We start from the raw sequence: 22,165 nt of genomic DNA, 5'->3' as shown, positions 1-22,165 counted from the left end.
TTTAACTCACAGTCCAGCAAGACTAAATATGCAGCTCTTTGAGCGTCTCTTTCGGCAGAGCCAGCTCTTCATTGCTGTTTACGCTCACACCATGCTCAAGGATATGACGTGCGATATCCTGTGCTTCTTGCAGCGAGTGCATGTGGTAAGTGCCACACTGGTAAACATTCAGCTCAGGGATCTGGTTTTGCTCTTTCACCTTCAGCACATCTTCCATTGCCGCTTTCCATGCATCAGCAACGCGAGTCTCTTCAGGTACACCAATCAAGCTCATGTAGAAGCCCGTACGGCAGCCCATTGGCGAAATATCAATAATCTCTACGCCATTCCCATTCAGGTGGTCACGCATAAAACCAGCAAACAGGTGTTCAAGAGTATGAATCCCTTTTTCTGGCATCACTTCCTTGTTCGGGATGCAAAAACGCAGATCAAATACAGTGATAGTATCGCCATGAGGCGTATTCATCGTTTTCGCTACACGCACTGCTGGTGCGCCCATGCGGGTATGGTCAACTGTGAAGCTATCCAACAACGGCATCTGATCACCTCCGATAAGTGATTTTTTTAAAAATAAAATGAACCATTCTTTCTCACACTACTCTGAGTATATGAAAGACGCGCATTTGTTATCATCATCCCTGATTCAGAGATGTATATTTTGGCCACACTGATTGTGGCCTTTTTCTTTTCTACTAAGCGTGTTTCTCAAGCCACACATCAAACGGCTCGGTATCACTCGCTTCGATATCACGCTGGCGTTGCCAGGAAGCATCATGTTCTTTCTGCAACACGTCTTCTGTCAAAATCTCCAGCGGCTCTTGTACCAAAATCTGACGATATTGCTCAGCAAGGGCAAGACCTGTACCGCCGATACCATTATCAATCATAGACCGCAGAATACGTGCTGAGTACGTTAATTCTGGATCGTCGAAGCAGGCAACCAGTTGGTCACACACATCCTGATATTCACTATTCCCGGCGATGCCATCGAGCGTTTCGGCAACACGGCGTAAATCTGTGAACAAATCTTTGCCCACTTTAGCCAACGGATGCTGAGCAGTTTCACAACCGATACCCAGCGTCAGGCCCGGTTTGCGCCCTTCCAGAATCACACGATTCCAGTTTGTGCGGGTGCAAAGCAATTCGTCGCTGCTCATTTCAGGCGCATCTGCCAGCACACACCAAATCATGAACAGGTCGAGGAAACGAACCTGCTGCTCATCAACACCAATTGGTGAGAACGGATTGATATCAAGTGAACGCACTTCAATATATTCAATCCCGCCGCGCATCAATGCATCAGAAGGCGACTCGCCAGGCCCTGTAACGCGTTTAGGGCGAATAGGTGCATAGAGTTCATTTTCAATTTGCAGCACGTTGGTGTTGATTTGAAGGCGCTTGCCATCTTTCTCAACGCCCATCTGCGCATACTCTTCCGATGGCGTTTTAATCGCTCGCTTCAACCCGGCGACATAAGTCTCCAGATTATTAAACGTAATACCAAGGTTACTCTGGGATTTATTGGTGTAGCCCAGGTCGCTCAGTCGCAATGAAGTCGCATATGGCAGGTAATTCATGCCACATTCGGTCTTTTCAAATGGCAGTGCACTCTCTTTCCCTTGCAGGAAGGAGGAGCAAATCGCCGGCGATGCTCCGAACAAATATGGGATAACCCAACCAAAACGGTAATAGTTACGAATCAGGCGGAAGTACCCGGCGGAAATCGCTTCCTTGCCGCTTTCAGCATCTTCAACACCCAGACGCGCCTTCCAGAACTCTAGCGGCAGCGAAAAGTTGTAGTGCACGCCCGAAATAGTCTGCATCAACGCACCGTAACGGTTTTTCAAACCTTCACGGTATAACGTTTTAAAACGCCCGTTGTTGGACGAGCCATACTGCGCCAGTTCGATATTCTGACCATCGTTGATATAACACGGCATGCTAAGCGGCCACATACGCTCATCACCCAGTTCACGGGCTGTATGGCGATGGAGATCGCGCATGAATGTCAGCATATGGTCGATATCACCATCAACTGGAGTAATAAACTCCAGTAGCGCTTCCGCGAAATCAGTAGTAATCCATTTGTGTGTCAGCGCTGAACCAAGGCTTTCCGGGTGGCCTGTTGTTGCCAACTGACCATCTGGTGTGACTCGCAGCGTTTCACGCTCAAGACCACGACAAATACCTTTAACTGCCTGAGGATGCTGTTCCAGCCAGGCCAGCGCCTGTGATACGTTCGGGATCAAATTGACCTCCCGCCTGTCGAATTCATTTTTATTAAGCATAATTGTTTTAAATGGCGATGATAATTATACCCTTTAGATTTCGAGCTGCAGGAAGGCGGCAAGAGAGCAAATGCCCAGGAGCTTACTTGAGTAAGTAACTGGGTTTGCGATTGCAGCCAACACACCTGCAGCTTGAAAGATAACGGGTATTTCAGTCCATGCAATTAGTGCCACCACGCGATGCCCTGTACCGTTGCAGCCGCTACAACGATATAGCGAAGCGCTTTACCAAGGCATAAAAAAAAGATTACCGGTCCCCAGTTCATTCGTAATAAGCCAGCTAACAGGCACAGTAGATCGCCTACTACAGGCAGCCAACTGAGTAATAATGTTGCCGGGCCGAAACGTACCAGCCAGCCAGTTGCTTTCCCATACCAGCGCGATTGTTCCCGCAATGGAAAAAAGCGCCCCAGAATAACGTTAGTTAAGCCGCCAAGGCTATTACCCATTGTTGCTATTAAGATGAGTAGCCAGGTTGGGCCAGAGCCTGCAACTAATAGTGCTACCAGCACCACTTCGGAACTTCCTGGCAATAACGTAGCGCTTAGAAAGCTACTGGTAAATAATGAAAAAAGTGATAGTCCTTCACTCACAGCAAACGGACGTCCACGCCATCCATTCCCGCCGCTCTTGCAGCTTCCAGGCCAAAATCTGCATCTTCAAACACCACACATTTATTTGGTGCGACGCCCATTAATTCAGCGCACAGCAAAAAAGTATCGGGAGCGGGTTTGTGATTTTTGACATGGTCTGCGGCAACAACAGCAGAGAAATACTGCCGTAAGCCTAAATGGTTGAGCAGCGCTTCGGCGATATCGCTTTCACTGCCCGTACCTACAGCCATTGGGCGACGCCCATGCCAGGATTTGACAATATCAATGAGGGGAAGTGGGCGCACAGTATCAAGAAGCATAGCTCTCACGGCTTGCGTCTTTTCTTGCGCCAGGCGATGAGGGTCAAGATCTGCACGATTGAGTTCGATAATTGCCTGTGCAATACGCCAGGTAGGTGAACCATTCAACGCAACCATTGCTTGTTCATCGAATTGCATGCCATAGCCTGCCAGCGTCTCACGCCACGCCTTGCGATGTGTAGGTTCGGTATCGAGGATGGTTCCGTCCATATCGAAAATTAGACCTTCGTAACGTTCGTACATCTCATCCCTCACATCACTCAATATTGAGGCGTTACTTTATCGTAAACCAATAATATTGTCGCTTATTTGTAATTGAGATAGTTCAGAAGGTGACTAATGGGTAAATATGGCGCTATAGGGGATTTTGTTTTTGAAATTCAGGAGGTAAAACTTGGAAAAGATGGTGCACCCAGGAAGATTACTCGCCGAAGGCTCACCCTTCGGGCCGTTGCTGAAGCAACGTTATCTTCCCTTGTGCTTGCTGAGAAATCGAATTTCTCTGAAGCGCTACCATTACTGGTATTTGGAGGAAATATGGTGCACCCAGGAAGATTCGAACTTCCGACCGCTCGGTTCGTAGCCGAGTACTCTATCCAGCTGAGCTATGGGTGCATCGGGTTACTGCTTTTGACTTCTGACTCGATATTACTGAACTTGCCGTAACATCGAAGAAGAATGGTGCACCCAGGAAGATTCGAACTTCCGACCGCTCGGTTCGTAGCCGAGTACTCTATCCAGCTGAGCTATGGGTGCATCGGGGTATTACTTTACTGCTGATTCAATGTCGTTGAACTTACTACAATATCGAAGAAGAATGGTGCACCCAGGAAGATTCGAACTTCCGACCGCTCGGTTCGTAGCCGAGTACTCTATCCAGCTGAGCTATGGGTGCACAGGATTACTTCTTTTACTGCTGACTTAATGCTGTTTGTTGTTCTAAACAACATCAAACTAGATGGTGCATCCGGAGAGTTACTCACGGTGCTTGCCCAAACGGGCCGTTGCTAAAGCAACGTTTTCTCCCTGTCGCTCCTTAAGAAATTAACTTTCTTTGGAACACTACCGTCGCAAAATGGTAGTAGGAAGAATGGTGCACCCAGGAAGATTCGAACTTCCGACCGCTCGGTTCGTAGCCGAGTACTCTATCCAGCTGAGCTATGGGTGCAAAATGGCGGTGAGGCGGGGATTCGAACCCCGGATGCAGCTTTTGACCGCATACTCCCTTAGCAGGGGAGCGCCTTCAGCCTCTCGGCCACCTCACCACACGCCTCTTTCGAGGTGTACCGTTGAACTTGTTTCTGCTCATCGGCACTGCGTGGCGCACATATTACTTTCCTGCACTTATAAGTCAAACAATTTTTCCCAACTAATAATCAATTGCACACTTCACGCACAATCAGGCCGAATTGACAGCAAAAAGAGTGTTTTATCAACAGACAGGATAAGGGTAATAGCAAAATGAAAGCATTCGGGATGAATAAGAAATTATGGTGATAACGAGAAATGAAGGGAGTATTGCGGGATAAAGCGAAGAAAATGGTGCGCTAAAGGAAGCGTCTCGCTAGTGATTAGCGAGACGCAGTAACTTTAGTAACTCGTTTGTTGCGATTTTTCAGCCTGGATACGTTGGTAGATCTCTTCACGGTGAACAGAAACTTCCTTAGGGGCATTAACACCAATACGAACCTGGTTACCTTTTACCCCAAGCACTGTCACGGTCACCTCATCCCCAATCATGAGGGTCTCACCAACTCGACGAGTTAGAATCAGCATTCTTTGCTCCTTGAAAGATTAAAAGAGTCGGGTCTCTCTGTATCCCGGCATTCTCCATCATATACGCCAAAAAGTAAGTGGTGACAAACACATAAACTGTCAATGACCACGACATTACCTTCTGTTATGACTAAGTCTAGCCGATATACGCAACTTTAACCTGACTTTATCATTATTGAGTGTGTGCAGATTAAGAAGACGCCATAACCTGAATGAGTTATGGCGTCTGTCTGCACTTTATTTTTTTACTTAGAGCTTAGCCGCGACCCAGGCTTCAACACCGGCCAGAGCACCAGGCAATGCCGCCGTGTCTGTACCACCTGCCTGAGCCATATCTGGACGACCGCCCCCTTTGCCTCCGACTTGCTGAGCGATAACCCCAATCAGCTCCCCCGCTTTCACACGGTCGGTCACATCTTTAGAGACACCCACAATCAGAGAAACTTTACCTTCTGATACCGTCGCCAGAACGATGATTGCCGAACCCAGCTGATTTTTCAGATCATCAACCATAGTACGCAACATCTTCGGTTCGACGTTGGCGAGCTCACTCACGAGGAGTTTCACGCCTTTTACATCGACAGCTTTGCTGGAAAGGTTTGCACTTTCCTGCACAGCCTGCTGTTCTTTCAACTGCTGCAACTCTTTTTCAAGCTGACGGGTACGCTCCAGTACCGAACGCACTTTCTCGTTCAGGTTCAGGCTGTCACCTTTAAGCAGTTGAGCAATATCCTGTAGTTGTTCGCTCTGCGCATGCAGGTTTGCCAACGCACCTTCACCTGTCACAGCTTCGATACGACGTACGCCCGCAGCAGTACCGGATTCCGCAACAATACGGAACAGGCCAATATCACCAGTGCGATTTGCGTGAATACCACCACACAGTTCAGTTGAGAAATCACCCATGCTGAGCACGCGCACATGGTCATCATATTTCTCACCAAACAGCGCCATTGCACCTTTAGCTTTAGCAGCTTCCAGATCCATGACGTTGGTTTCGATTGGCAGGTTGCGACGAATCTGCGCATTGACGATATCTTCAACCGCACGCACTTCTGCAGGTTTCATTCCCTCAAAATGAGAGAAGTCAAAACGCAGGCCTTTATCGTTAACCAAAGAACCTTTCTGCGCGACATGCGTGCCAAGTACCTGACGCAGTGCTGCGTGCAGCAAGTGAGTTGCAGAGTGGTTCAGACGAATACGCGAACGGCGCTCTTCATCAACTTCAGCTTTTACGCTATCGCCCACTTTCACAACACCAGAAACGAGCTTGCCCAGATGACCGATCGCCTGACCATATTTCTGCGTATCGTTAACAGCAAAGTCTATGCCGTTACCCTTAATCGCGCCTTTATCACCGACCTGGCCGCCAGACTCCGCATAGAATGGGGTCTCATTGAGCACCACAACAGCTTCTTGACCGGCAGTAATTTGTTCAACAGCTTTGCCATCAACAAATAGCGCGGTGACTTTAGCAGTTAAATCAGTGTGGTCGTAACCTTTAAACGCTGTGGCTGAATCAACGCGGATCATATTGTTGTAGTCAGCGCTGAAACCGCTGGACTCACGCGCACGACGGCGTTGTTCTTCCATCGCAGCTTCAAAGCCTGCTTCATCAACTTTCAGGTTACGCTCACGGCAAACATCCGCCGTCAGGTCAACCGGGAAACCGTAGGTGTCATACAGACGGAAAGCGGTTTCGCCATCCAGAGTATCACCCTTCAGATTAGCCAGTTCTTCATCCAGCAATGCCAGGCCACGCTCAAGCGTACGTGCAAACTGCTCTTCTTCGGTTTTCAGAACTTGTTCAACCAGCGCTTGCTGACGATGCAGTTCTTCACCCGCTGCACCCATGACTTCTACTAATGGGCCAACCAGTTTGTAGAAGAAGGTTTCTTTCGCACCCAACATGTTGCCATGACGGATTGCACGACGAATGATGCGGCGTAGCACGTAGCCACGGCCTTCGTTCGACGGAGTAACGCCATCAGAAACAAGGAATGCGCAAGAACGAATATGGTCAGCAATAACACGCAGCGATTTGCTGGTCAGGTCGGTTGCACCAGTCACTTTGGCAACAGACTGAATCAGCTTGCTGAACAAGTCGATTTCATAGTTGGAGTTAACGTGTTGCAGAACAGCAGCAATACGCTCCAGACCCATACCGGTATCAACCGACGGCTTAGGCAATGGCAGCATTGTGCCATCCTGCTGACGGTTGAACTGCATGAAGACCAGGTTCCAGATCTCGATATAGCGGTCGCCATCTTCTTCCGGGCTGCCCGGAGGGCCGCCCCAAATATGGTCGCCGTGGTCGAAAAAGATTTCGGTACATGGGCCGCATGGGCCGGTATCACCCATTTGCCAGAAGTTGTCAGATGCATATGCAGCACCTTTATTATCGCCAATGCGAATAATGCGCTCGCGTGGCACACCAACTTCTTTTTCCCAGATTTCAAACGCTTCGTCGTCAGTCTCGTAAACAGTGACCCAAAGACGATCTTTTGGCAGATTAAACCACTGTTCGCCGGTCAATAATTCCCATGCGAAGTTAATGGCATCATGTTTGAAGTAATCACCGAAGCTGAAGTTACCCAGCATTTCAAAGAAAGTATGGTGACGGGCAGTGTAACCGACGTTTTCCAGATCATTGTGCTTACCACCGGCGCGGACACAACGTTGAGACGTTGTTGCACGGGAATAGTTACGCTTGTCGAGACCAAGGAAAACATCCTTGAACTGATTCATCCCGGCATTGGTAAACAGCAAAGTAGGATCGTTATTCGGAACCAGGGAGCTACTCGCTACAACCTGGTGACCTTTACTATGGAAAAAATCGAGAAACGCCTGACGGATCTCAGCGGTGCTCTTGCTCATAATTATCCTGAAATCAAGCTAACGAGGAGTTAGCAAACCGGTCATAGCCAATTTTGTTGCTTTGGTCTTGACCTGTTTACCTGGAAAAAGTGGGAATAAGATAAGTTTTCTTATGAGGGAAGTAAAATCCCGTGTATGCCTAATCGGAAAAATTTCGGTTTTTATACCCAAAATAATTAAAGTTGCGTCAAGGCGGCAAGCGAGAAAATCCCGATGAGCTTACTCCAGTAAGTGATTCGGGTGAACGAGTGAAGCTAACGCCGAGGCAACTTTAAGTATGAAGGGTATATCAAGAATAAACAGCCTGGATGTCTTCCATATAGAAGCCACGATACTGAAGATAACGCTGCACTTTAGCTCGCTCTTTCCATTCTGTCGGAAGTTGCTCGCCAAATTTTCGCTCGGCAATGTCTCGAGCCATCTCTTGCCAGTCTATTTCGCAATTTTCCATTGCGGCTTCGCTCAGATCACGCGCGATACCTTTGCCCTGCAATTCCTGGCGGATACGTTGCGGGCCATAACCTTTGCGGCTGCGGCTTGCGATAAAACGTGAGGCAAATTGAGCATCGTCCAACCAGCGGTGTTCATAACACCAGGCAATGACTTTTTCGATATCTTCAGGTGTGAATGGGTCTTCTTCAGATCTTGGTTTTCCGGGAAACGTAGGCTGTGTCGCGAGTTTACGGCGAAGTTCTTGTTCACTGTGATCGCGCATCGCCAGGATACGAGTGGCTTTGTCTAATAAGCGGGAATAAGGACTGCGGCGGGAAGTAGATTCGGCAGGCATAGCGGATAACCTGTTTAAAAGAAAATGGAGTAAGGCAGAAACAAATAAGGGCTGCCGTAGCAGCCCTTATGGGATTTAGAAGTCTTCTTTGGACTCAGCAACGTCTTTGTCGTGGTCATCAGCAACAAAGTCTGGTGTGCCATCTGGATTATTCAGCAGCATATCACGCAGTTTCTTCTCGATTTCAGCAGCCATTGGCTTGTTTTCTTTCAGGAAGTTACTGGAGTTTGATTTGCCCTGGCCAATCTTCTCACCGTTGTAGCTGTACCAGGCTCCTGCTTTTTCGATCAGCTTGTGCTTCACGCCTAAGTCAACCAGCTCACCGTAGAAGTTGATACCTTCACCGTACATGATCTGGAATTCAGCTTGTTTAAATGGTGCAGCAATTTTGTTTTTCACCACTTTAACGCGAGTTTCACTACCCACCACGTTATCGCCATCTTTCACCGCACCAATGCGACGAATATCCAGACGTACAGAAGCGTAGAACTTCAGCGCGTTACCACCAGTAGTGGTTTCTGGGTTACCGAACATCACACCAATTTTCATACGAATCTGGTTGATGAAGATAAGCAGGGTGTTGGATTGCTTAAGGTTACCTGCCAGTTTACGCATTGCCTGGCTCATCATACGTGCCGCGAGGCCCATATGAGAGTCACCGATTTCGCCTTCAATTTCAGCTTTCGGCGTCAGAGCGGCAACGGAGTCAACAACCAGTACGTCTACTGCACCGGAACGTGCCAGCGCATCACAGATTTCCAACGCTTGTTCGCCAGTGTCTGGCTGTGAACAAAGCAGGTTGTCGATATCTACGCCCAGTTTCTTAGCGTAAATCGGGTCCAGAGCGTGCTCGGCATCGATAAACGCACACGTTTTACCTTCACGTTGAGCGGCGGCGATAACTTGCAAAGTCAGCGTCGTTTTACCAGAGGATTCTGGCCCGTAAATTTCAACGATACGGCCCATTGGTAAGCCACCGGCACCAAGCGCAATATCCAGTGAAAGTGAACCGGTAGAGATCGTTTCCACATCCATGGTACGGTCTTCACCCAGACGCATGATGGAGCCTTTACCAAACTGTTTTTCAATTTGGCCAAGTGCTGCCGCTAACGCCTTCTGTTTGTTTTCGTCGATAGCCATTTTTACTCCTGTCATGCAGGGTGATACACGGATGTGCCACGCTGCTTACTATGCTGTTTTGTTGTGCCAATTATACTGTATGGTCATACAGTATCAAGTTTATTTTTGAGAAATTCTTCCCACAGGGTTTGCAGCGCATATTCAGTGGCCTGGCGTCGAACGGCATCACGGCCACCTGCAAAAATCTGGCAGTTGGCGATGGTACCATCAAGTTTTGAAGCGAAACCAAACCACACCGTTCCGACAGGTTTTTCTTCACTACCGCCATTGGGCCCGGCAATACCACTGACAGCTACCGCGTAATCCGCAGCGGCCGCATAAAGTGCACCTTGTGCCATTTCACGCACCACGGCTTCGCTAACTGCACCATGAGTTTCCAGCGTTCCGCTATCAACACCAATCATTTGGTGCTTAGCCTCATTACTGTAGGTAACAAAACCGCGTTCAAACCAGGCGGAACTGCCTGAAACATCAGTAATCACTTTGGCAATCCAACCACCGGTGCAAGATTCTGCTGTAGTAACGGTCGCACCGAGATGCCCGAGTGCTTCGCCGACCTGGTGACTTAATTGACGCAATGTTTTATCTGTCATGTTGGCTCCGATTGTAGACATAGCGCAGGGCTACACGATAGCACTTAACCGCTCTTGCAGAGGATTACATTAGATAACTCGAGGCACTTCCAGAAAAAAGAACGGCCAGCGAATGCTGGCCGGTTAAATCACTTCATGCTGTTAGCGATAGCATCCACATTGTGCTTAAACGCTATCTCGTAAGTGCTGGCTGGCCCGTTTGCGGCTGATAACGCTTCTGGATATAGTTCGCCACCCGGTTGGGCATCACTCGCAGCGGCAATTTGTTTTACCAACCGAGGGTCAGTCTGATTTTCTATAAAGTAAGTTTTGATGTGTTGTTCTTTGAGCTGCTTAATTAGCCCAGCAACGTCACTGGCATTAGCTTCCGCTTCGGTCGAGAAGCCCACTGGCGCCATGAAAGTCACGCCATACTCCTGGCCAAAGTAGCCAAATGCATCATGACTGGTAAGCACTTTACGCTTTGATTTCGGAATAGCTTCAAAGCGCGTCTTCGCCCAACTATCGAGCAGTTTCAGGCGGATAACATACTCGGAACCAGTGTCGTTGATTGCCTCTGCATCTTCCGGGTCCGCAGCCACCAGCGCCCTGGTAATATTTTGTGCGTAGATTGCGCCATTTTCAGCGCTATTCCAGGCGTGAGGATCGGTAATTTGTTTACCGTCATCGATCATCTTGCGCGTAGAAATACCGTCGGAAGCAACAATCACCTTACCTTTATAGCCTGATGCGCTGACCAGCCGGTCCATCCACCCTTCCATTCCCAGCCCGCTTACGATAACCACATCTGCTTTGCTTAACGCCACGCTGTCTTGCGGTGACGGTTCAAAGCTATGTGGGTCGCCATCTGGCCCCACCAGACTTTTCACCGTGACATGCTCACCACCTACTTGTTTTGCCATATCTGCCAATACGGTAAAACTGGCAACCACATTGAGGTTTTTCGCCAATGCAGCCTGGCTTGAACACGCCAACACCAATGACACCATCATCCCAAAACGTTTCATTTATTCCCCTTGCTTGTTGTTATCAAGCCTCGACAAAGGCTACGAACCAGCCCGCTGCGCGAACCAAAAAGAATCGAGATAAAGAAGCCGACGCTTGCCGTAAGAACAATGGCAGGGCCCGCTGGCAATGCGGCGGCAAAAGACCATGCAAGCCCAATCCAGGCCGACAACAAACCGCAGACAATAGCGATGAACATCGCCCCTGGCAGGGTTTTCGCCCAGCAGCGTGCCGAAACAGCGGGAAGCATCATTAGACCGACAGACATTAGGGTCCCGAGGATTTGAAACCCGGCGACTAAATTAAGTACCAACAACGCGAGAAATACACCGTGAATAAGATGAGGAGCCAGGCGATTATTGACCTGTAAAAAGCTGCGGTCGAAAGTTTCCATCACCAGTCCACGATATAAACCGGCCAGAATAAGCAACGTCACGCTGGCTATCACGCCAACAAAGATTGTTGACTGGCTATCCACCGCCAGAATAGAACCAAATAGAAGATGAAGTAGATCAACACTGGAACCACGTAATGAAATCAGCGTGACCCCCAACGCCAGCGAGCCAAGATAAAAACCGGCAAAACTGGCATCCTCTTTAAGATTGGTGCGCGAACTGACAAGTCCTGAAATTAGCGCCACCAGCACACCCGCAACAAAGCCGCCAATCCCCATCGCAACCAACGACATACCAGCCAGTAAATACCCCACAGCAACGCCAGGCAAAATGGCGTGAGACAGTGCATCCCCCACCAGACTCATACGTCGTAAAAGTAAAAAGATCCCCAGTGGGGCTGTGCTTATCGATAGTGCAAGGCAGGCGACGAGTGCGCGTCGCATAAAGCCATAAGCAATAAACGGTTCAAAGAAGAAGTGATAAATCATGCGGATAACGCCAGATTGATACTTGATTTGCAGTAATGGGGCAGTACTTCAGCGGTATCGCCCCAATGGAAATGGTCTTGCGTGAGCAACAAAACCTGCGGGAAGTGTCTGCTAACGAGCTCGTTATCGTGCAGCACCGCCATAACTGTCTGGCCCGCCTGATGCATCTGGCAGATAAGCGTCATCAAAAAATCACTGGTTTGTGAATCAACGCCGGTAAAAGGCTCATCAAGCAATACTAATGGCGCGTTTTGGACCAACAGGCGTGCAAATAGCATTCTTTGAAACTGGCCGCCGGAAAGCGTTTCGATGGGTTGCTTGCTCAATGTAGTAAGACCAACACGCTCAATGGCATCGGCTACCCGCAGACGGATTTGGCGATTCAACGAGGAAAACAGACCTCGAGCGGGCCATGCTCCCATGCAAACCACATCGTAAACCGTGGTAGGAAACTGCCTTTCCATTTCGGCAAGTTGTGGCAGCCATGCAATACGTGGACGCCCCTCAGTAAAAGACAATTGCCCAGAAACGGGCGACTGTAACTTCAGGATCGTCTTGAGAAGGGTCGATTTCCCTGTGCCATTGGCACCGATGATGGCCGTCATACTGCCTTTCACAATATGGCCGGTTAATGGCGATGTCACTGCCCTTCCCTGATAACCCAGTACTAGCTGATTTAGCGAGATCATGGCAGTGCTATCGCCCAGCGAATAGCCAGCCATAACCCAGCCAGCAGAATTAAGACCGCGCAAAATCGTACAGGCGCAGCCACTGTGAATAGTGTCCGTATAGGAAGCATTGCGGGATAAACCATTTAACTTGATTTGTTATAACATAACATAAACCACGCTTATCATTTTGTAAATCACAAACCCCGCCATCACAAAATCTTTCAAATCGATCGATTTATATTTCACAATGAGATCCAAATAACATCTTTTAATGTTTCAAAGTGATTATTATTAATCGCCACTGAGTACAACAGTGAGCATTTACCCTACAGGAGATAACAATGATCGACATGATTACCCACGGGGCAGAATGGTTTATTGGCCTGTTTCAGAAAGGGGGAGAAGTGTTTACCAGTATGGTGACCGGTATTCTTCCACTACTAATAAGCCTGCTGGTTGTAATGAACGCGCTGATTAATTTTATCGGCCAGCATCGTATTGAACGGATGGCGCAACGTTGCGCTGGCAACCCCGTATCCCGTTACCTGCTATTACCCTTCATCGGCACTTTCGTGTTCTGCAACCCGATGACACTCAGCCTTGGGCGTTTTATGCCTGAGAAGTATAAACCCAGCTATTACGCCGCAGCTTCCTACAGTTGCCATTCCATGAACGGCCTCTTTCCACACATTAATCCAGGCGAACTCTTTGTTTATCTGGGTATTGCCAGCGGGTTAACCACGTTGGGTCTACCGCTTGGCCCACTCGCGGTGAGCTACCTATTGGTAGGCTTGGTTACTAACTTTTTCCGCGGCTGGATAACGGATCTCACTACATCGATTTTCGAGAAGAAAATGGGTATTGAGCTTGAACGTCAGGTACGACTCTAAGGAAAAATCATGACTCAAAGCATTCGTATTGAAAAAGGCCAAGGTGGTTGGGGTGGCCCGTTGATTCTGCCGGTCGAATCGGGGAAAAAGATCGTCTATATCACCGCTGGCACACGTCCGGCAATAATCGACAAACTCAGTGAAATGACGGGTTGGGAAGCCGTGGATGCCTTTAAAGAAGGTGAGCCACCGGAAGCGGAAATTGCCGTGGCAGTGATCGACTGCGGCGGCACTTTACGCTGCGGGCTGTACCCAAAACGCCGTATTCCCACCATTAATATTCATGCCACCGGTAAATCAGGCCCGATGGCGCAGTACATCGTTGAAGATATTTATGTCTCGGCGGTCCGGGAAGAAAACATCCGTTGGGAAAACAGTGAGTCACAGGTTGCAGAAAAGGCCCCCATGCGTGATTACGACACCAGCAAAAAAATCACCGAACAGAGTGATGGCTTGTTGGCAAAAGTAGGCATGGGAATGGGTTCCGCAGTGGCCGTTTTATTCCAGGCCGGGCGCGACACCATCGACACAGTACTGAAAACTATTCTGCCTTTTATGGCATTCGTTTCCGCACTGATTGGCATCATCATAGCTTCAGGGCTTGGCGACTGGATCGCTCACGGCCTGGCTCCATTAGCGAATAACCCAATAGGGCTAATCACTCTGGCTCTTATATGTTCATTCCCGCTGCTATCCCCTTTCCTGGGACCTGGCGCAGTTATCGCTCAAGTCATTGGTGTGCTTATCGGCGTACAAATTGGTCAGGGACATATTCCGCCACATTTGGCCCTACCAGCGCTGTTTGCCATTAACGCCCAGGCCGCCTGCGATTTTATTCCCGTTGGCCTTTCTTTGGCTGAAGCCCGCCAGGATACCGTTCGTGTCGGCGTGCCGTCTGTGCTGGTTGGCCGTTTTTTAACGGGTGCTCCAACGGTATTGATTGCCTGGCTGGTATCCGGTTTTATCTATCAATAGGAGCCACAATGCAGACTATTTATATGACCACCATCACTCATATTGGCCAACACGCCCGTGAAGCGCTGGAAGACAACATGCTGATTACCTTCCGGGAAGGTGCGCCTGCGGATATTCAGGATTTCTGCTTTATCCATAATCCCGGGCCACTAACTGGCACCTTGCGCCCCGGCATTAGCTTTGAACTCAACGGTCAGCATTACGACGTCACCGCAGTGGGTGATGTTGCCCAGCAAAATTTACAGGAATTAGGGCATATCACCCTGCGTTTTGATGGCGGAGTTTTGCCGGAATACCCCGGCACCGTTCACGTAAAAGGCCCGCTACCAGAGGGAATTGAACCCGGTTGCCGGTTAACATTTTTCGCATAAGTCATTGAAGGAGTTAAATATGAATCAAGTTGCCGTTGTCATCGGTGGAGGGCAAACGCTCGGGGCGTTTCTCTGCCATGGGCTTGCTCAGGAAGGTTACAAAGTAGCCGTAGTAGACATTCAGAGTGAAAAAGCGGCCCGCGTGGCACAGGAGATTAACGAACAATACGGTGCAGGAATGGCCTGGGGATTCGGTTCAGATGCGACGAGCGAACAAAGTGTGACGGTCCTTGCGCAGGGAGTCGATGAGATTTTTGGCCAGGTCGATTTGCTGGTGTATAGCGCAGGCATTGCCAAAGCAGCATTTATTGGTGATTTTGCGCTAGGCGATTTCGACCGCTCGCTACAGGTGAATTTGGTGGGCTACTTCCTGTGCGCCAGAGAGTTCTCACGCTTAATGATCCGCGACAACATCAAAGGCCGCATCATCCAGATCAATTCTAAATCGGGCAAAGTGGGCAGCAAACATAACTCCGGTTACAGCGCGGCCAAGTTTGGCGGTGTGGGGCTGACACAATCTCTGGCGCTGGATCTGGCGGAGTACGGGATTACCGTTCACTCATTGATGCTCGGCAACCTTTTGAAATCCCCAATGTTTCAATCGTTATTGCCGCAATATGCGCAAAAGCTTGGCATTGCAGCCGACGAGGTCGAACAGTATTACGTCGACAAAGTGCCCCTCAAACGCGGTTGCGACTACCAGGATGTGCTTAATACGCTGCTGTTTTATGCCAGCGAAAAAGCGTCGTACTGCACCGGGCAATCTATCAATGTGACCGGCGGGCAGGTGATGTTCTAACTCTCCCAATTCCCCCGGAGAACAGCAGTTATAGGGTGGATTAGCGTAAGCGACATCCACCAATACTTTCAGGAGAATCCATGGTTAATGCACTTATCGCTCTCGCGGTCATCGCCTGGCTAAGCCAACTCATTTTGGGTGGCTGGCAAATTCGCAACTTCAATCGTGCTTTCGACCAATTGTGTAAACAGGGCCACGTTGGGATTGGCCGCTCGTCCGGCCGTTTCAAACCTCGTGTTGTGATTGCTCTGGCTTTTGACGAACAGCAAAACGTTCGCGACAGTTTAATGATGAAAGGTCTGACTATTTTCGCCCGCCCACAGCCCGTGTCACAGTTACATGGACATAACCGTCAGCAATTAAAGCCTGATGTGATCTTCCCCCATGATCAGAACTGTCAGAATGCACTATCATTAGCGCTCAAATTGAAACAAGGTTAATTTCGTTTCGAATGCTTATTGCTTGCGGAATTAGCAAATCGGAAATTATTGCAAGGTAATAAGAACCTATGAAACCACGTCAACGGCAGGCGGCGATTCTGGAACACCTGCAAAAACAGGGAAAGTGTTCTGTAGAAGATCTCGCTCATCATTTTCAAACAACGGGCACGACGATTCGTAAAGATTTGGTCTTACTGGAAACTGCCGGTTCGGTAATACGTACCTATGGCGGCGTCGTGCTCAGTAAAGATGAGCCAGACCCGCCAATTGACCATAAAACGCTCATTAATACTGAGCAAAAACAGAAAATTGCCGATGTAGCAGTCCAGTACATCCATGATGGCGACTCCATCATTCTGGACGCGGGCAGCACCGTGTTACAGATGGTTCCCCTACTCCAGCGTTTCAACAACATCACAGTGATGACCAATAGCCTGCATATCGTGAATGCACTTTCAGAACTGGATAACGAACAAACCATTCTGATGCCTGGCGGAACTTTCCGTAAAAAATCGGCATCGTTCCATGGTCAACTGGCCGAAACTGCCTTCGAACATTTCAGCTTCGACAAACTGTTTATGGGTACCGATGGCATAGATCTGAATGCGGGAGTGACGACTTTTAACGAGGTCTACACCGTCAGCAAGGCAATGTGCAGTGCTGCGCGCCAGGTGATCCTGATGGCCGACTCTTCAAAATTTGGTCGTAAAAGTCCGAATATCGTCTGCGGTCTGGAGAGTGTCGATACCATCATTACTGACAGCGGTATCAGCGCAGAATTTTTAACTGCGCTACGGGAAAAAGGTGTGAACGTTATCGTGACTGGAGGTGACCATGAGTGAACGTATGATCAATGCCGCGCGGGAAACATTACTCCTTGAATTACAAGAAGCCAGCCGTCTGCCGGATCGTTTGGGCAAAGATTTTGTTGCCGCCGCAAACGCGGTACTGACCTGCCAGGGAAAAGTGGTCGTCTCCGGCATGGGGAAATCCGGGCATATCGGTAAGAAAATTGCTGCATCACTTGCCAGCACAGGAACCCCCGCTTTCTTTGTCCACCCTGCGGAAGCATTGCATGGCGATCTGGGCATGATTGAAAGCCGCGATATTCTGCTGTTTATATCCTATTCTGGCACCGCCAAAGAGCTTGATCTGATCATCCCACGCTTACAGGAGAAAGCCATTTCACTGATTGCGATTACCGGGAAATCTGAGTCACCTTTGGCGAAAGCCGCGCTCGCCACGCTGGATATTTCCGTGGAGCGTGAAGCTTGCCCAATGCGCCTTGCTCCAACATCAAGCGCAGTAAATACATTGATGATGGGTGACGCTTTGGCGATGGCCGTGATGCAAGAACGCGGCTTTAATGAAGAAGATTTTGCGCGTTCCCATCCTGCTGGGGCTCTGGGTGCTCGCTTGTTGAATCGCGTTCACCATCTGATGCGCACAGAAGATCAACTTCCGGTCGTTACAGATAATGCCACAGTGATGGATGCCATGCTGGAGTTAAGCCGCACCGGTCTTGGCCTGGTAGCGGTGTGTAGTCAAGACAACTTGGTAACAGGTGTATTTACCGATGGAGACCTTCGCCGTTGGCTGGTTGGAGGTGGAAAACTTGAAGCATCCATTAATGCTGCAATGACCCGTTCCGGCATCGTACTCAATGCTGAAGCTCGCGCTATTGATGCTAAAGAGATACTGATGAAAAAACGCATCAGTGCCGCGCCCGTAGTGGATGGAGGCGGAAAATTAGTGGGTGCAATAAACCTGCACGACTTCCATCAAGCGGGGATTCTTTAAGTTTACGATGCCCGCCCCATGAGGGGCGAGCATTCTGTTACTGAACGCGAGCCAGCGCAACCGCCTGACCTAGCTGCCAGACCGCCATCGCATAATGCGTGCTGTGATTATAACGAGTGATGGTGTAGAAGTTCGGCAAACCATACCAGTACTGGTAGCTATCGCCCATATCCAGGCGCAACAAGCTTGCCTCCTGGTGGTTGCCCAGAGAAGCGGTTGGGCTTAAACCAGACTCAGCCAGCGCGGAAACGGAATATTTAGTTTTAAAACCGTTCGCAAGCCCCGGCACCTGGCCGTTGGCAGGAACCGCAACCAAATCACCTTTCACCCAGCCATGGCCTTTGAAGTAGTTCGCTACACTGCCGATAGCATCTTCCGGGTCCCACAGGTTTACATGGCCGTCACCATTGAAATCCACCGCATATTCTTTAAAGGCCGAAGGCATAAACTGGCCGTAGCCCATCGCCCCAGCGAATGAACCTTTCAATGCCAGCGGGTCATCGCCTTCGTTACGCGCCATCAACAGGAAGGTTTCCAGTTCGCCAGAGAAGTATTGCGCACGGCGAGGATAGGCAAACGAGAGCGTAGCAAGTGCATCGACAATCCGCGTTTTCCCCATCACACGGCCCCAACGTGTTTCAACTCCAATAATTCCAACAATAATTTCTGGTGGCACACCGTAAACCTGGTATGCGCGTTTAAGGGTGTCTTCATATTGATTCCAGAACGCGACACCATTTTGCACATTATCAGGGGTAATAAATTTGCCGCGATAGCGTAGCCATGCACCGTTTGGACCTGCTGGTGGTGCAGTAGTCGGTGCCTGCTGGTCCATTAAACGCAAAACGTAATCCAGTCGTTTGGCCTGAGAAAGCACTTCGTGCAATTGCTGGCGGTCAAAACCATGCTTATTCACCATTTTATCGATGAATTTCTCAGCTTCTGGATTGTTAGCAAAATCCCCCGTCTGTATAAACACATCATGCTGCGGTTGCAACAAGAACCCCCCAGTAGGCGTGCCGGTTTGTTGAGGCTGTGTTTCTGTTTTCGGTTTACTGCTACAAGCAGCGAGCAAAACAATAAGCGGAAGTAACGCGACGGAGTAACGCATGTGTTGGGATATCCATATAGCTAACGACGAATGTGTATTACTTATGGTAAATCAAAATCACAGTGGTAGTAACAGACTCTGCGAGACGATGCGAAGTTTTCCTGCCTTTTGGCAATGTGTGATCGCAGAGTTATGTGGTGTAATAGCGAAGCTTTTCACGACAAATCAGCTTCATGAGATAATGTGAACACTAACAATAATAAAAAATCACAATTAACTTTTAATTCAATGGATTAAAAAAGAAAAACTATGAGTACAACGGAAAATTTAGACGCCCACACCCCCATGATGCAGCAGTATCTGCGCCTGAAAGCTCAGCATCCTGAGATCCTGTTGTTCTATCGCATGGGCGACTTTTACGAGTTGTTTTATGACGATGCAAAACGTGCGTCGCAACTGCTCGATATCTCTCTGACTAAACGTGGTGCATCCGCGGGCGAACCGATTCCAATGGCGGGTGTTCCACATCACGCCATCGAAAACTATTTAGCCAAGCTTGTGAATCTGGGTGAATCTGCCGCCATTTGCGAACAGATTGGCGACCCGGCCACCAGCAAAGGGCCTGTCGAGCGCAAAGTCGTGCGTATCGTTACACCAGGCACCATCAGCGATGAAGCCCTGCTGCAAGAGCGCCAGGACAACCTGCTGGCTGCAATCTGGCAAGACGGTAAAGGCTTTGGTTATGCGACGCTTGATATCAGCTCCGGGCGTTTTCGTCTGTCAGAGCCTGAAGATATCGAAACCATGGCCGCCGAACTTCAGCGTACCAATCCAGCTGAACTGCTGTATGCGGAAGATTTTGCCCAGACGCGTTTGATTGAAGGCCGCCGTGGCTTGCGTCGTCGTCCACTGTGGGAGTTTGAAATATCCACCGCACGCCAACAATTGAATATGCAATTTGGTACCCGCGACTTGATTGGCTTTGGTGTTGAAAATGCTCATCATGCTTTGTGTGCCGCGGGCTGCTTGCTGCAGTACGTTAAAGATACGCAGCGCACTTCCCTGCCGCATATTCGCTCCGTCACCATGGACCGCCAGCAAGACAGCATCATTATGGATGCGGCAACACGCCGTAATCTGGAGATAACCCAGAACCTGTCTGGTGGCTTTGAAAATACGCTCGCCTCCGTGTTGGACTGCACCGTCACGCCGATGGGTAGCCGCATGCTGAAACGCTGGCTGCACATGCCAATTCGCAACATCGACGTGCTGCAAAAACGCCAGCAGACCATCGCAGCCTTACAAGAGCGTAACGCTGAAATACAGCCGGTGCTGCGTCAGGTTGGCGATCTGGAACGCATTCTGGCGCGTCTGGCACTACGCACTGCGCGTCCACGCGATTTAGCGCGCATGCGCCACGCTTTCCAACAACTGCCTGAATTGCGTGAAATGCTGGCCGATGTGCCAACAGAATATGTACAGACCCTGCGCGAAAATATGGGTGAGTTCACCGAGCTGCGTGAATTACTCGAGCGCGCAGTAGTGGAATCCCCGCCAGTGCTGGTACGCGACGGTGGCGTGATTGCGCCAGGTTATCACGAAGAGTTAGACGAGTGGCGTGCGCTGGCTGATGGCGCGACAGATTATCTCGATAAACTGGAAATCCGCGAGCGTGAAAAGCTTGGTTTGGATACGCTGAAAGTCGGTTTTAACGGCGTGCATGGTTATTACATCCAGATTAGCCGCAGCCAGAGTCACCACGCGCCGATTCATTACGTGCGCCGTCAGACGCTAAAAAACGCCGAGCGCTATATTATTCCTGAACTTAAAGAGTACGAAGACAAAGTTCTCACGTCGAAAGGCAAAGCTCTTGCACTGGAAAAACAGCTCTACGATCAGTTGTTCGATGCGCTGTTGCCACATCTTGAAGCGTTGCAGCAAAGTGCTACTGTTTTGGCGGAACTGGATGTGCTGGTTAACCTTGCTGAGCGCGCTTACAGCCTGAATTACACTTGTCCGCAACTGACCGATAAACCGGGGATTAAAGTGGTTGATGGTCGTCATCCAGTCGTCGAACAAGTTCTTAGTGAGCCGTTTATTGCCAACCCGCTAAGTCTCGCACCTCAACGCCGCATGTTGATTATTACCGGTCCTAACATGGGGGGTAAAAGCACCTACATGCGCCAATCGGCGTTGATCGTACTGCTTGCCTACATCGGTAGTTTTGTTCCAGCACAGCAGGCAGAGATCGGGCCAATCGACCGTATTTTCACACGCGTAGGCGCGGCTGACGATCTGGCTTCCGGGCGTTCAACCTTTATGGTTGAGATGACCGAGACGGCAAATATTTTGCATAACGCCACCGAGAATAGCCTGGTACTGATGGATGAAATTGGTCGTGGGACTTCCACATACGATGGTCTGTCATTAGCCTGGGCCTGTGCCGAAAGTCTGGCTAATCGCATCAAAGCACTGACCCTGTTTGCCACGCACTATTTTGAGCTGACGACGCTGCCAGAAAAAATGGAAGGTGTGGCAAACGTGCATCTTGATGCTATCGAACACGGTGACACCATCGCCTTTATGCACAGTGTGCAAGACGGTGCGGCGAGCAAAAGCTACGGCCTGGCCGTTGCGGCGCTGGCTGGTGTACCAAAAGATGTGATTAAACGAGCACGTCAAAAACTACGTGAACTGGAAACGCTTTCTAATAACACGGCTGCCACGCAAGTCGATGGTACGCAGATGTCGTTGCTGTCAGTTGCTGAGGCAACCTCGCCTGCGGTAGAAGCTCTGGAAGCGTTAGACCCGGATTCGCTGTCGCCAAGACAGGCGCTGGAGTGGATTTATCGGCTTAAAAACCTGGTGTAACACCTGACTAAAACCATAAAAAAAGCGGTGACCTT

General features: G+C 49.5%; 21 protein-coding genes and 5 tRNA genes. 8 read left to right on the top strand and 18 right to left on the bottom strand.

Going from position 1 to position 22,165, the window contains the following annotated elements; translation table 11 throughout:
- Positions 1 to 22: 22 nt before the first annotated feature.
- The 17 genes from luxS to GC128_RS15470 all read right to left on the bottom strand — a co-directional run bounded on the left by luxS (position 23) and on the right by GC128_RS15470 (position 12,984).
- The gene (luxS, locus tag GC128_RS15550; protein ID WP_151995073.1) at positions 23 to 538 is read right to left on the bottom strand and encodes an S-ribosylhomocysteine lyase; all 516 of its coding nucleotides are present in this window, start codon (positions 536 to 538) and stop codon (positions 23 to 25) included.
- 154 nt (positions 539 to 692) lie between these two features.
- Positions 693 to 2,249 carry a glutamate--cysteine ligase gene (gene gshA, locus GC128_RS15545; RefSeq protein WP_151995072.1) on the bottom strand — a complete coding sequence of 519 codons (1,557 nt, stop codon included), beginning with the start codon at positions 2,247 to 2,249 and terminating at the stop codon, positions 693 to 695.
- A gap of 203 nt (positions 2,250 to 2,452) precedes the next feature.
- On the bottom strand, positions 2,453 to 2,881 hold the full coding sequence (locus GC128_RS15540; RefSeq protein ID WP_151995071.1) for a YqaA family protein: 429 nt from the start codon (positions 2,879 to 2,881) through the stop codon (positions 2,453 to 2,455).
- Positions 2,878 to 3,444, bottom strand: coding sequence for a fructose-1-phosphate/6-phosphogluconate phosphatase (gene yqaB, locus GC128_RS15535; RefSeq protein WP_151995070.1), 567 nt, complete (start codon positions 3,442 to 3,444; stop codon positions 2,878 to 2,880). Before yqaB ends, GC128_RS15540 begins: the two co-directional genes overlap by 4 nt.
- A gap of 295 nt (positions 3,445 to 3,739) precedes the next feature.
- Positions 3,740 to 3,816 (bottom strand) — tRNA-Arg (locus GC128_RS15530).
- Positions 3,817 to 3,880: 64 nt separating this feature from the next.
- Positions 3,881 to 3,957, bottom strand: a tRNA-Arg gene (locus GC128_RS15525).
- A gap of 62 nt (positions 3,958 to 4,019) precedes the next feature.
- A tRNA-Arg gene (locus GC128_RS15520) sits at positions 4,020 to 4,096 on the bottom strand.
- Positions 4,097 to 4,292: 196 nt separating this feature from the next.
- Positions 4,293 to 4,369: transfer RNA gene (locus tag GC128_RS15515), tRNA-Arg, on the bottom strand.
- A gap of 4 nt (positions 4,370 to 4,373) precedes the next feature.
- Positions 4,374 to 4,466 (bottom strand) — tRNA-Ser (locus GC128_RS15510).
- A gap of 325 nt (positions 4,467 to 4,791) precedes the next feature.
- Positions 4,792 to 4,977, bottom strand: a complete 186-nt coding sequence (gene csrA, locus GC128_RS15505) for a carbon storage regulator CsrA (RefSeq protein ID WP_013574027.1) — start codon at positions 4,975 to 4,977, stop codon at positions 4,792 to 4,794.
- A gap of 249 nt (positions 4,978 to 5,226) precedes the next feature.
- Positions 5,227 to 7,854, bottom strand: a complete 2,628-nt coding sequence (alaS, locus tag GC128_RS15500) for an alanine--tRNA ligase (RefSeq protein ID WP_151995069.1) — start codon at positions 7,852 to 7,854, stop codon at positions 5,227 to 5,229.
- A 289-nt stretch (positions 7,855 to 8,143) separates the two neighbouring features.
- The gene (locus tag GC128_RS15495; RefSeq protein ID WP_151995068.1) at positions 8,144 to 8,641 is read right to left on the bottom strand and encodes a regulatory protein RecX; all 498 of its coding nucleotides are present in this window, start codon (positions 8,639 to 8,641) and stop codon (positions 8,144 to 8,146) included.
- A gap of 75 nt (positions 8,642 to 8,716) precedes the next feature.
- The gene (recA, locus tag GC128_RS15490) at positions 8,717 to 9,781 is read right to left on the bottom strand and encodes a recombinase RecA (RefSeq protein ID WP_064513292.1); all 1,065 of its coding nucleotides are present in this window, start codon (positions 9,779 to 9,781) and stop codon (positions 8,717 to 8,719) included.
- Positions 9,782 to 9,864: 83 nt separating this feature from the next.
- Complete coding sequence (gene pncC, locus GC128_RS15485; RefSeq protein ID WP_151995067.1) at positions 9,865 to 10,374, bottom strand: nicotinamide-nucleotide amidase; 510 nt, start codon at positions 10,372 to 10,374, stop codon at positions 9,865 to 9,867.
- A 128-nt stretch (positions 10,375 to 10,502) separates the two neighbouring features.
- Positions 10,503 to 11,381 carry a metal ABC transporter substrate-binding protein gene (locus GC128_RS15480; protein ID WP_151995066.1) on the bottom strand — a complete coding sequence of 293 codons (879 nt, stop codon included), beginning with the start codon at positions 11,379 to 11,381 and terminating at the stop codon, positions 10,503 to 10,505.
- Positions 11,378 to 12,262, bottom strand: coding sequence for a metal ABC transporter permease (locus tag GC128_RS15475; RefSeq protein ID WP_151995065.1), 885 nt, complete (start codon positions 12,260 to 12,262; stop codon positions 11,378 to 11,380). Before GC128_RS15475 ends, GC128_RS15480 begins: the two co-directional genes overlap by 4 nt.
- On the bottom strand, positions 12,259 to 12,984 hold the full coding sequence (locus GC128_RS15470; protein ID WP_407643510.1) for a metal ABC transporter ATP-binding protein: 726 nt from the start codon (positions 12,982 to 12,984) through the stop codon (positions 12,259 to 12,261). Before GC128_RS15470 ends, GC128_RS15475 begins: the two co-directional genes overlap by 4 nt.
- Before the next feature lie 290 nt (positions 12,985 to 13,274).
- Here GC128_RS15470 and srlA point away from each other — a divergent pair, with 290 nt between their 5' ends.
- From srlA to gutQ, 7 genes are all read left to right on the top strand, one after another.
- Positions 13,275 to 13,823 (top strand): PTS glucitol/sorbitol transporter subunit IIC, encoded by a 549-nt coding sequence (srlA, locus tag GC128_RS15465; RefSeq protein ID WP_151995064.1) that lies wholly within the window; start codon positions 13,275 to 13,277, stop codon positions 13,821 to 13,823.
- A 9-nt stretch (positions 13,824 to 13,832) separates the two neighbouring features.
- Positions 13,833 to 14,798 carry a PTS glucitol/sorbitol transporter subunit IIB gene (gene srlE / locus GC128_RS15460; RefSeq protein WP_151995063.1) on the top strand — a complete coding sequence of 322 codons (966 nt, stop codon included), beginning with the start codon at positions 13,833 to 13,835 and terminating at the stop codon, positions 14,796 to 14,798.
- An 8-nt stretch (positions 14,799 to 14,806) separates the two neighbouring features.
- The gene (gene srlB / locus GC128_RS15455) at positions 14,807 to 15,169 is read left to right on the top strand and encodes a PTS glucitol/sorbitol transporter subunit IIA (RefSeq protein ID WP_151995062.1); all 363 of its coding nucleotides are present in this window, start codon (positions 14,807 to 14,809) and stop codon (positions 15,167 to 15,169) included.
- Between the two features lie 19 nt (positions 15,170 to 15,188).
- Entirely contained in the window at positions 15,189 to 15,968 is a 780-nt protein-coding gene (gene srlD / locus GC128_RS15450) for a sorbitol-6-phosphate dehydrogenase (protein WP_151995061.1), read from the top strand.
- Positions 15,969 to 16,048: 80 nt separating this feature from the next.
- Positions 16,049 to 16,408, top strand: a complete 360-nt coding sequence (gene gutM / locus GC128_RS15445) for a transcriptional regulator GutM (RefSeq protein ID WP_151995060.1) — start codon at positions 16,049 to 16,051, stop codon at positions 16,406 to 16,408.
- 68 nt (positions 16,409 to 16,476) lie between these two features.
- On the top strand, positions 16,477 to 17,250 hold the full coding sequence (srlR, locus tag GC128_RS15440) for a glucitol operon DNA-binding transcriptional repressor SrlR (RefSeq protein ID WP_151995059.1): 774 nt from the start codon (positions 16,477 to 16,479) through the stop codon (positions 17,248 to 17,250).
- On the top strand, positions 17,243 to 18,208 hold the full coding sequence (gene gutQ, locus GC128_RS15435) for an arabinose-5-phosphate isomerase GutQ (protein ID WP_151995058.1): 966 nt from the start codon (positions 17,243 to 17,245) through the stop codon (positions 18,206 to 18,208). The genes srlR and gutQ overlap by 8 nt, the downstream gene beginning before the upstream one ends.
- Before the next feature lie 37 nt (positions 18,209 to 18,245).
- Here the strand turns inward: gutQ and mltB are convergent, their stop codons facing one another.
- Complete coding sequence (gene mltB / locus GC128_RS15430; protein WP_151995057.1) at positions 18,246 to 19,319, bottom strand: lytic murein transglycosylase B; 1,074 nt, start codon at positions 19,317 to 19,319, stop codon at positions 18,246 to 18,248.
- Positions 19,320 to 19,568: 249 nt separating this feature from the next.
- Here mltB and mutS point away from each other — a divergent pair, with 249 nt between their 5' ends.
- Positions 19,569 to 22,130 (top strand): DNA mismatch repair protein MutS, encoded by a 2,562-nt coding sequence (gene mutS, locus GC128_RS15425; protein WP_151995056.1) that lies wholly within the window; start codon positions 19,569 to 19,571, stop codon positions 22,128 to 22,130.
- Positions 22,131 to 22,165: the final 35 nt, after the last annotated feature.

The organism is Buttiauxella massiliensis, from assembly GCF_902500225.1.
GTDB lineage: Bacteria > Pseudomonadota > Gammaproteobacteria > Enterobacterales > Enterobacteriaceae > Buttiauxella > Buttiauxella massiliensis.
The sequence above is the reverse complement of the archived record's forward strand: the minus strand, read 5'-3'. Positions and strand labels throughout refer to the sequence as shown.

Coding starts and splice junctions, on each gene's coding strand:
- luxS (WP_151995073.1), bottom strand. CDS start 538: ATGCCGTTGTTGGATAGCTTCACAGTTGACCATACCCGCATGGGCGCA.
- yqaB (WP_151995070.1), bottom strand. CDS start 3,444: ATGTACGAACGTTACGAAGGTCTAATTTTCGATATGGACGGAACCATC.
- csrA (WP_013574027.1), bottom strand. CDS start 4,977: ATGCTGATTCTAACTCGTCGAGTTGGTGAGACCCTCATGATTGGGGAT.
- alaS (WP_151995069.1), bottom strand. CDS start 7,854: ATGAGCAAGAGCACCGCTGAGATCCGTCAGGCGTTTCTCGATTTTTTC.
- GC128_RS15495 (WP_151995068.1), bottom strand. CDS start 8,641: ATGCCTGCCGAATCTACTTCCCGCCGCAGTCCTTATTCCCGCTTATTA.
- recA (WP_064513292.1), bottom strand. CDS start 9,781: ATGGCTATCGACGAAAACAAACAGAAGGCGTTAGCGGCAGCACTTGGC.
- pncC (WP_151995067.1), bottom strand. CDS start 10,374: ATGACAGATAAAACATTGCGTCAATTAAGTCACCAGGTCGGCGAAGCA.
- GC128_RS15480 (WP_151995066.1), bottom strand. CDS start 11,381: ATGAAACGTTTTGGGATGATGGTGTCATTGGTGTTGGCGTGTTCAAGC.
- GC128_RS15475 (WP_151995065.1), bottom strand. CDS start 12,262: ATGATTTATCACTTCTTCTTTGAACCGTTTATTGCTTATGGCTTTATG.
- GC128_RS15470 (WP_407643510.1), bottom strand. CDS start 12,984: ATGGCTGGCTATTCGCTGGGCGATAGCACTGCCATGATCTCGCTAAAT.
- srlA (WP_151995064.1), top strand. CDS start 13,275: ATGATCGACATGATTACCCACGGGGCAGAATGGTTTATTGGCCTGTTT.
- srlE (WP_151995063.1), top strand. CDS start 13,833: ATGACTCAAAGCATTCGTATTGAAAAAGGCCAAGGTGGTTGGGGTGGC.
- srlB (WP_151995062.1), top strand. CDS start 14,807: ATGCAGACTATTTATATGACCACCATCACTCATATTGGCCAACACGCC.
- srlD (WP_151995061.1), top strand. CDS start 15,189: ATGAATCAAGTTGCCGTTGTCATCGGTGGAGGGCAAACGCTCGGGGCG.
- gutM (WP_151995060.1), top strand. CDS start 16,049: ATGGTTAATGCACTTATCGCTCTCGCGGTCATCGCCTGGCTAAGCCAA.
- srlR (WP_151995059.1), top strand. CDS start 16,477: ATGAAACCACGTCAACGGCAGGCGGCGATTCTGGAACACCTGCAAAAA.
- gutQ (WP_151995058.1), top strand. CDS start 17,243: ATGAGTGAACGTATGATCAATGCCGCGCGGGAAACATTACTCCTTGAA.
- mltB (WP_151995057.1), bottom strand. CDS start 19,319: ATGCGTTACTCCGTCGCGTTACTTCCGCTTATTGTTTTGCTCGCTGCT.
- mutS (WP_151995056.1), top strand. CDS start 19,569: ATGAGTACAACGGAAAATTTAGACGCCCACACCCCCATGATGCAGCAG.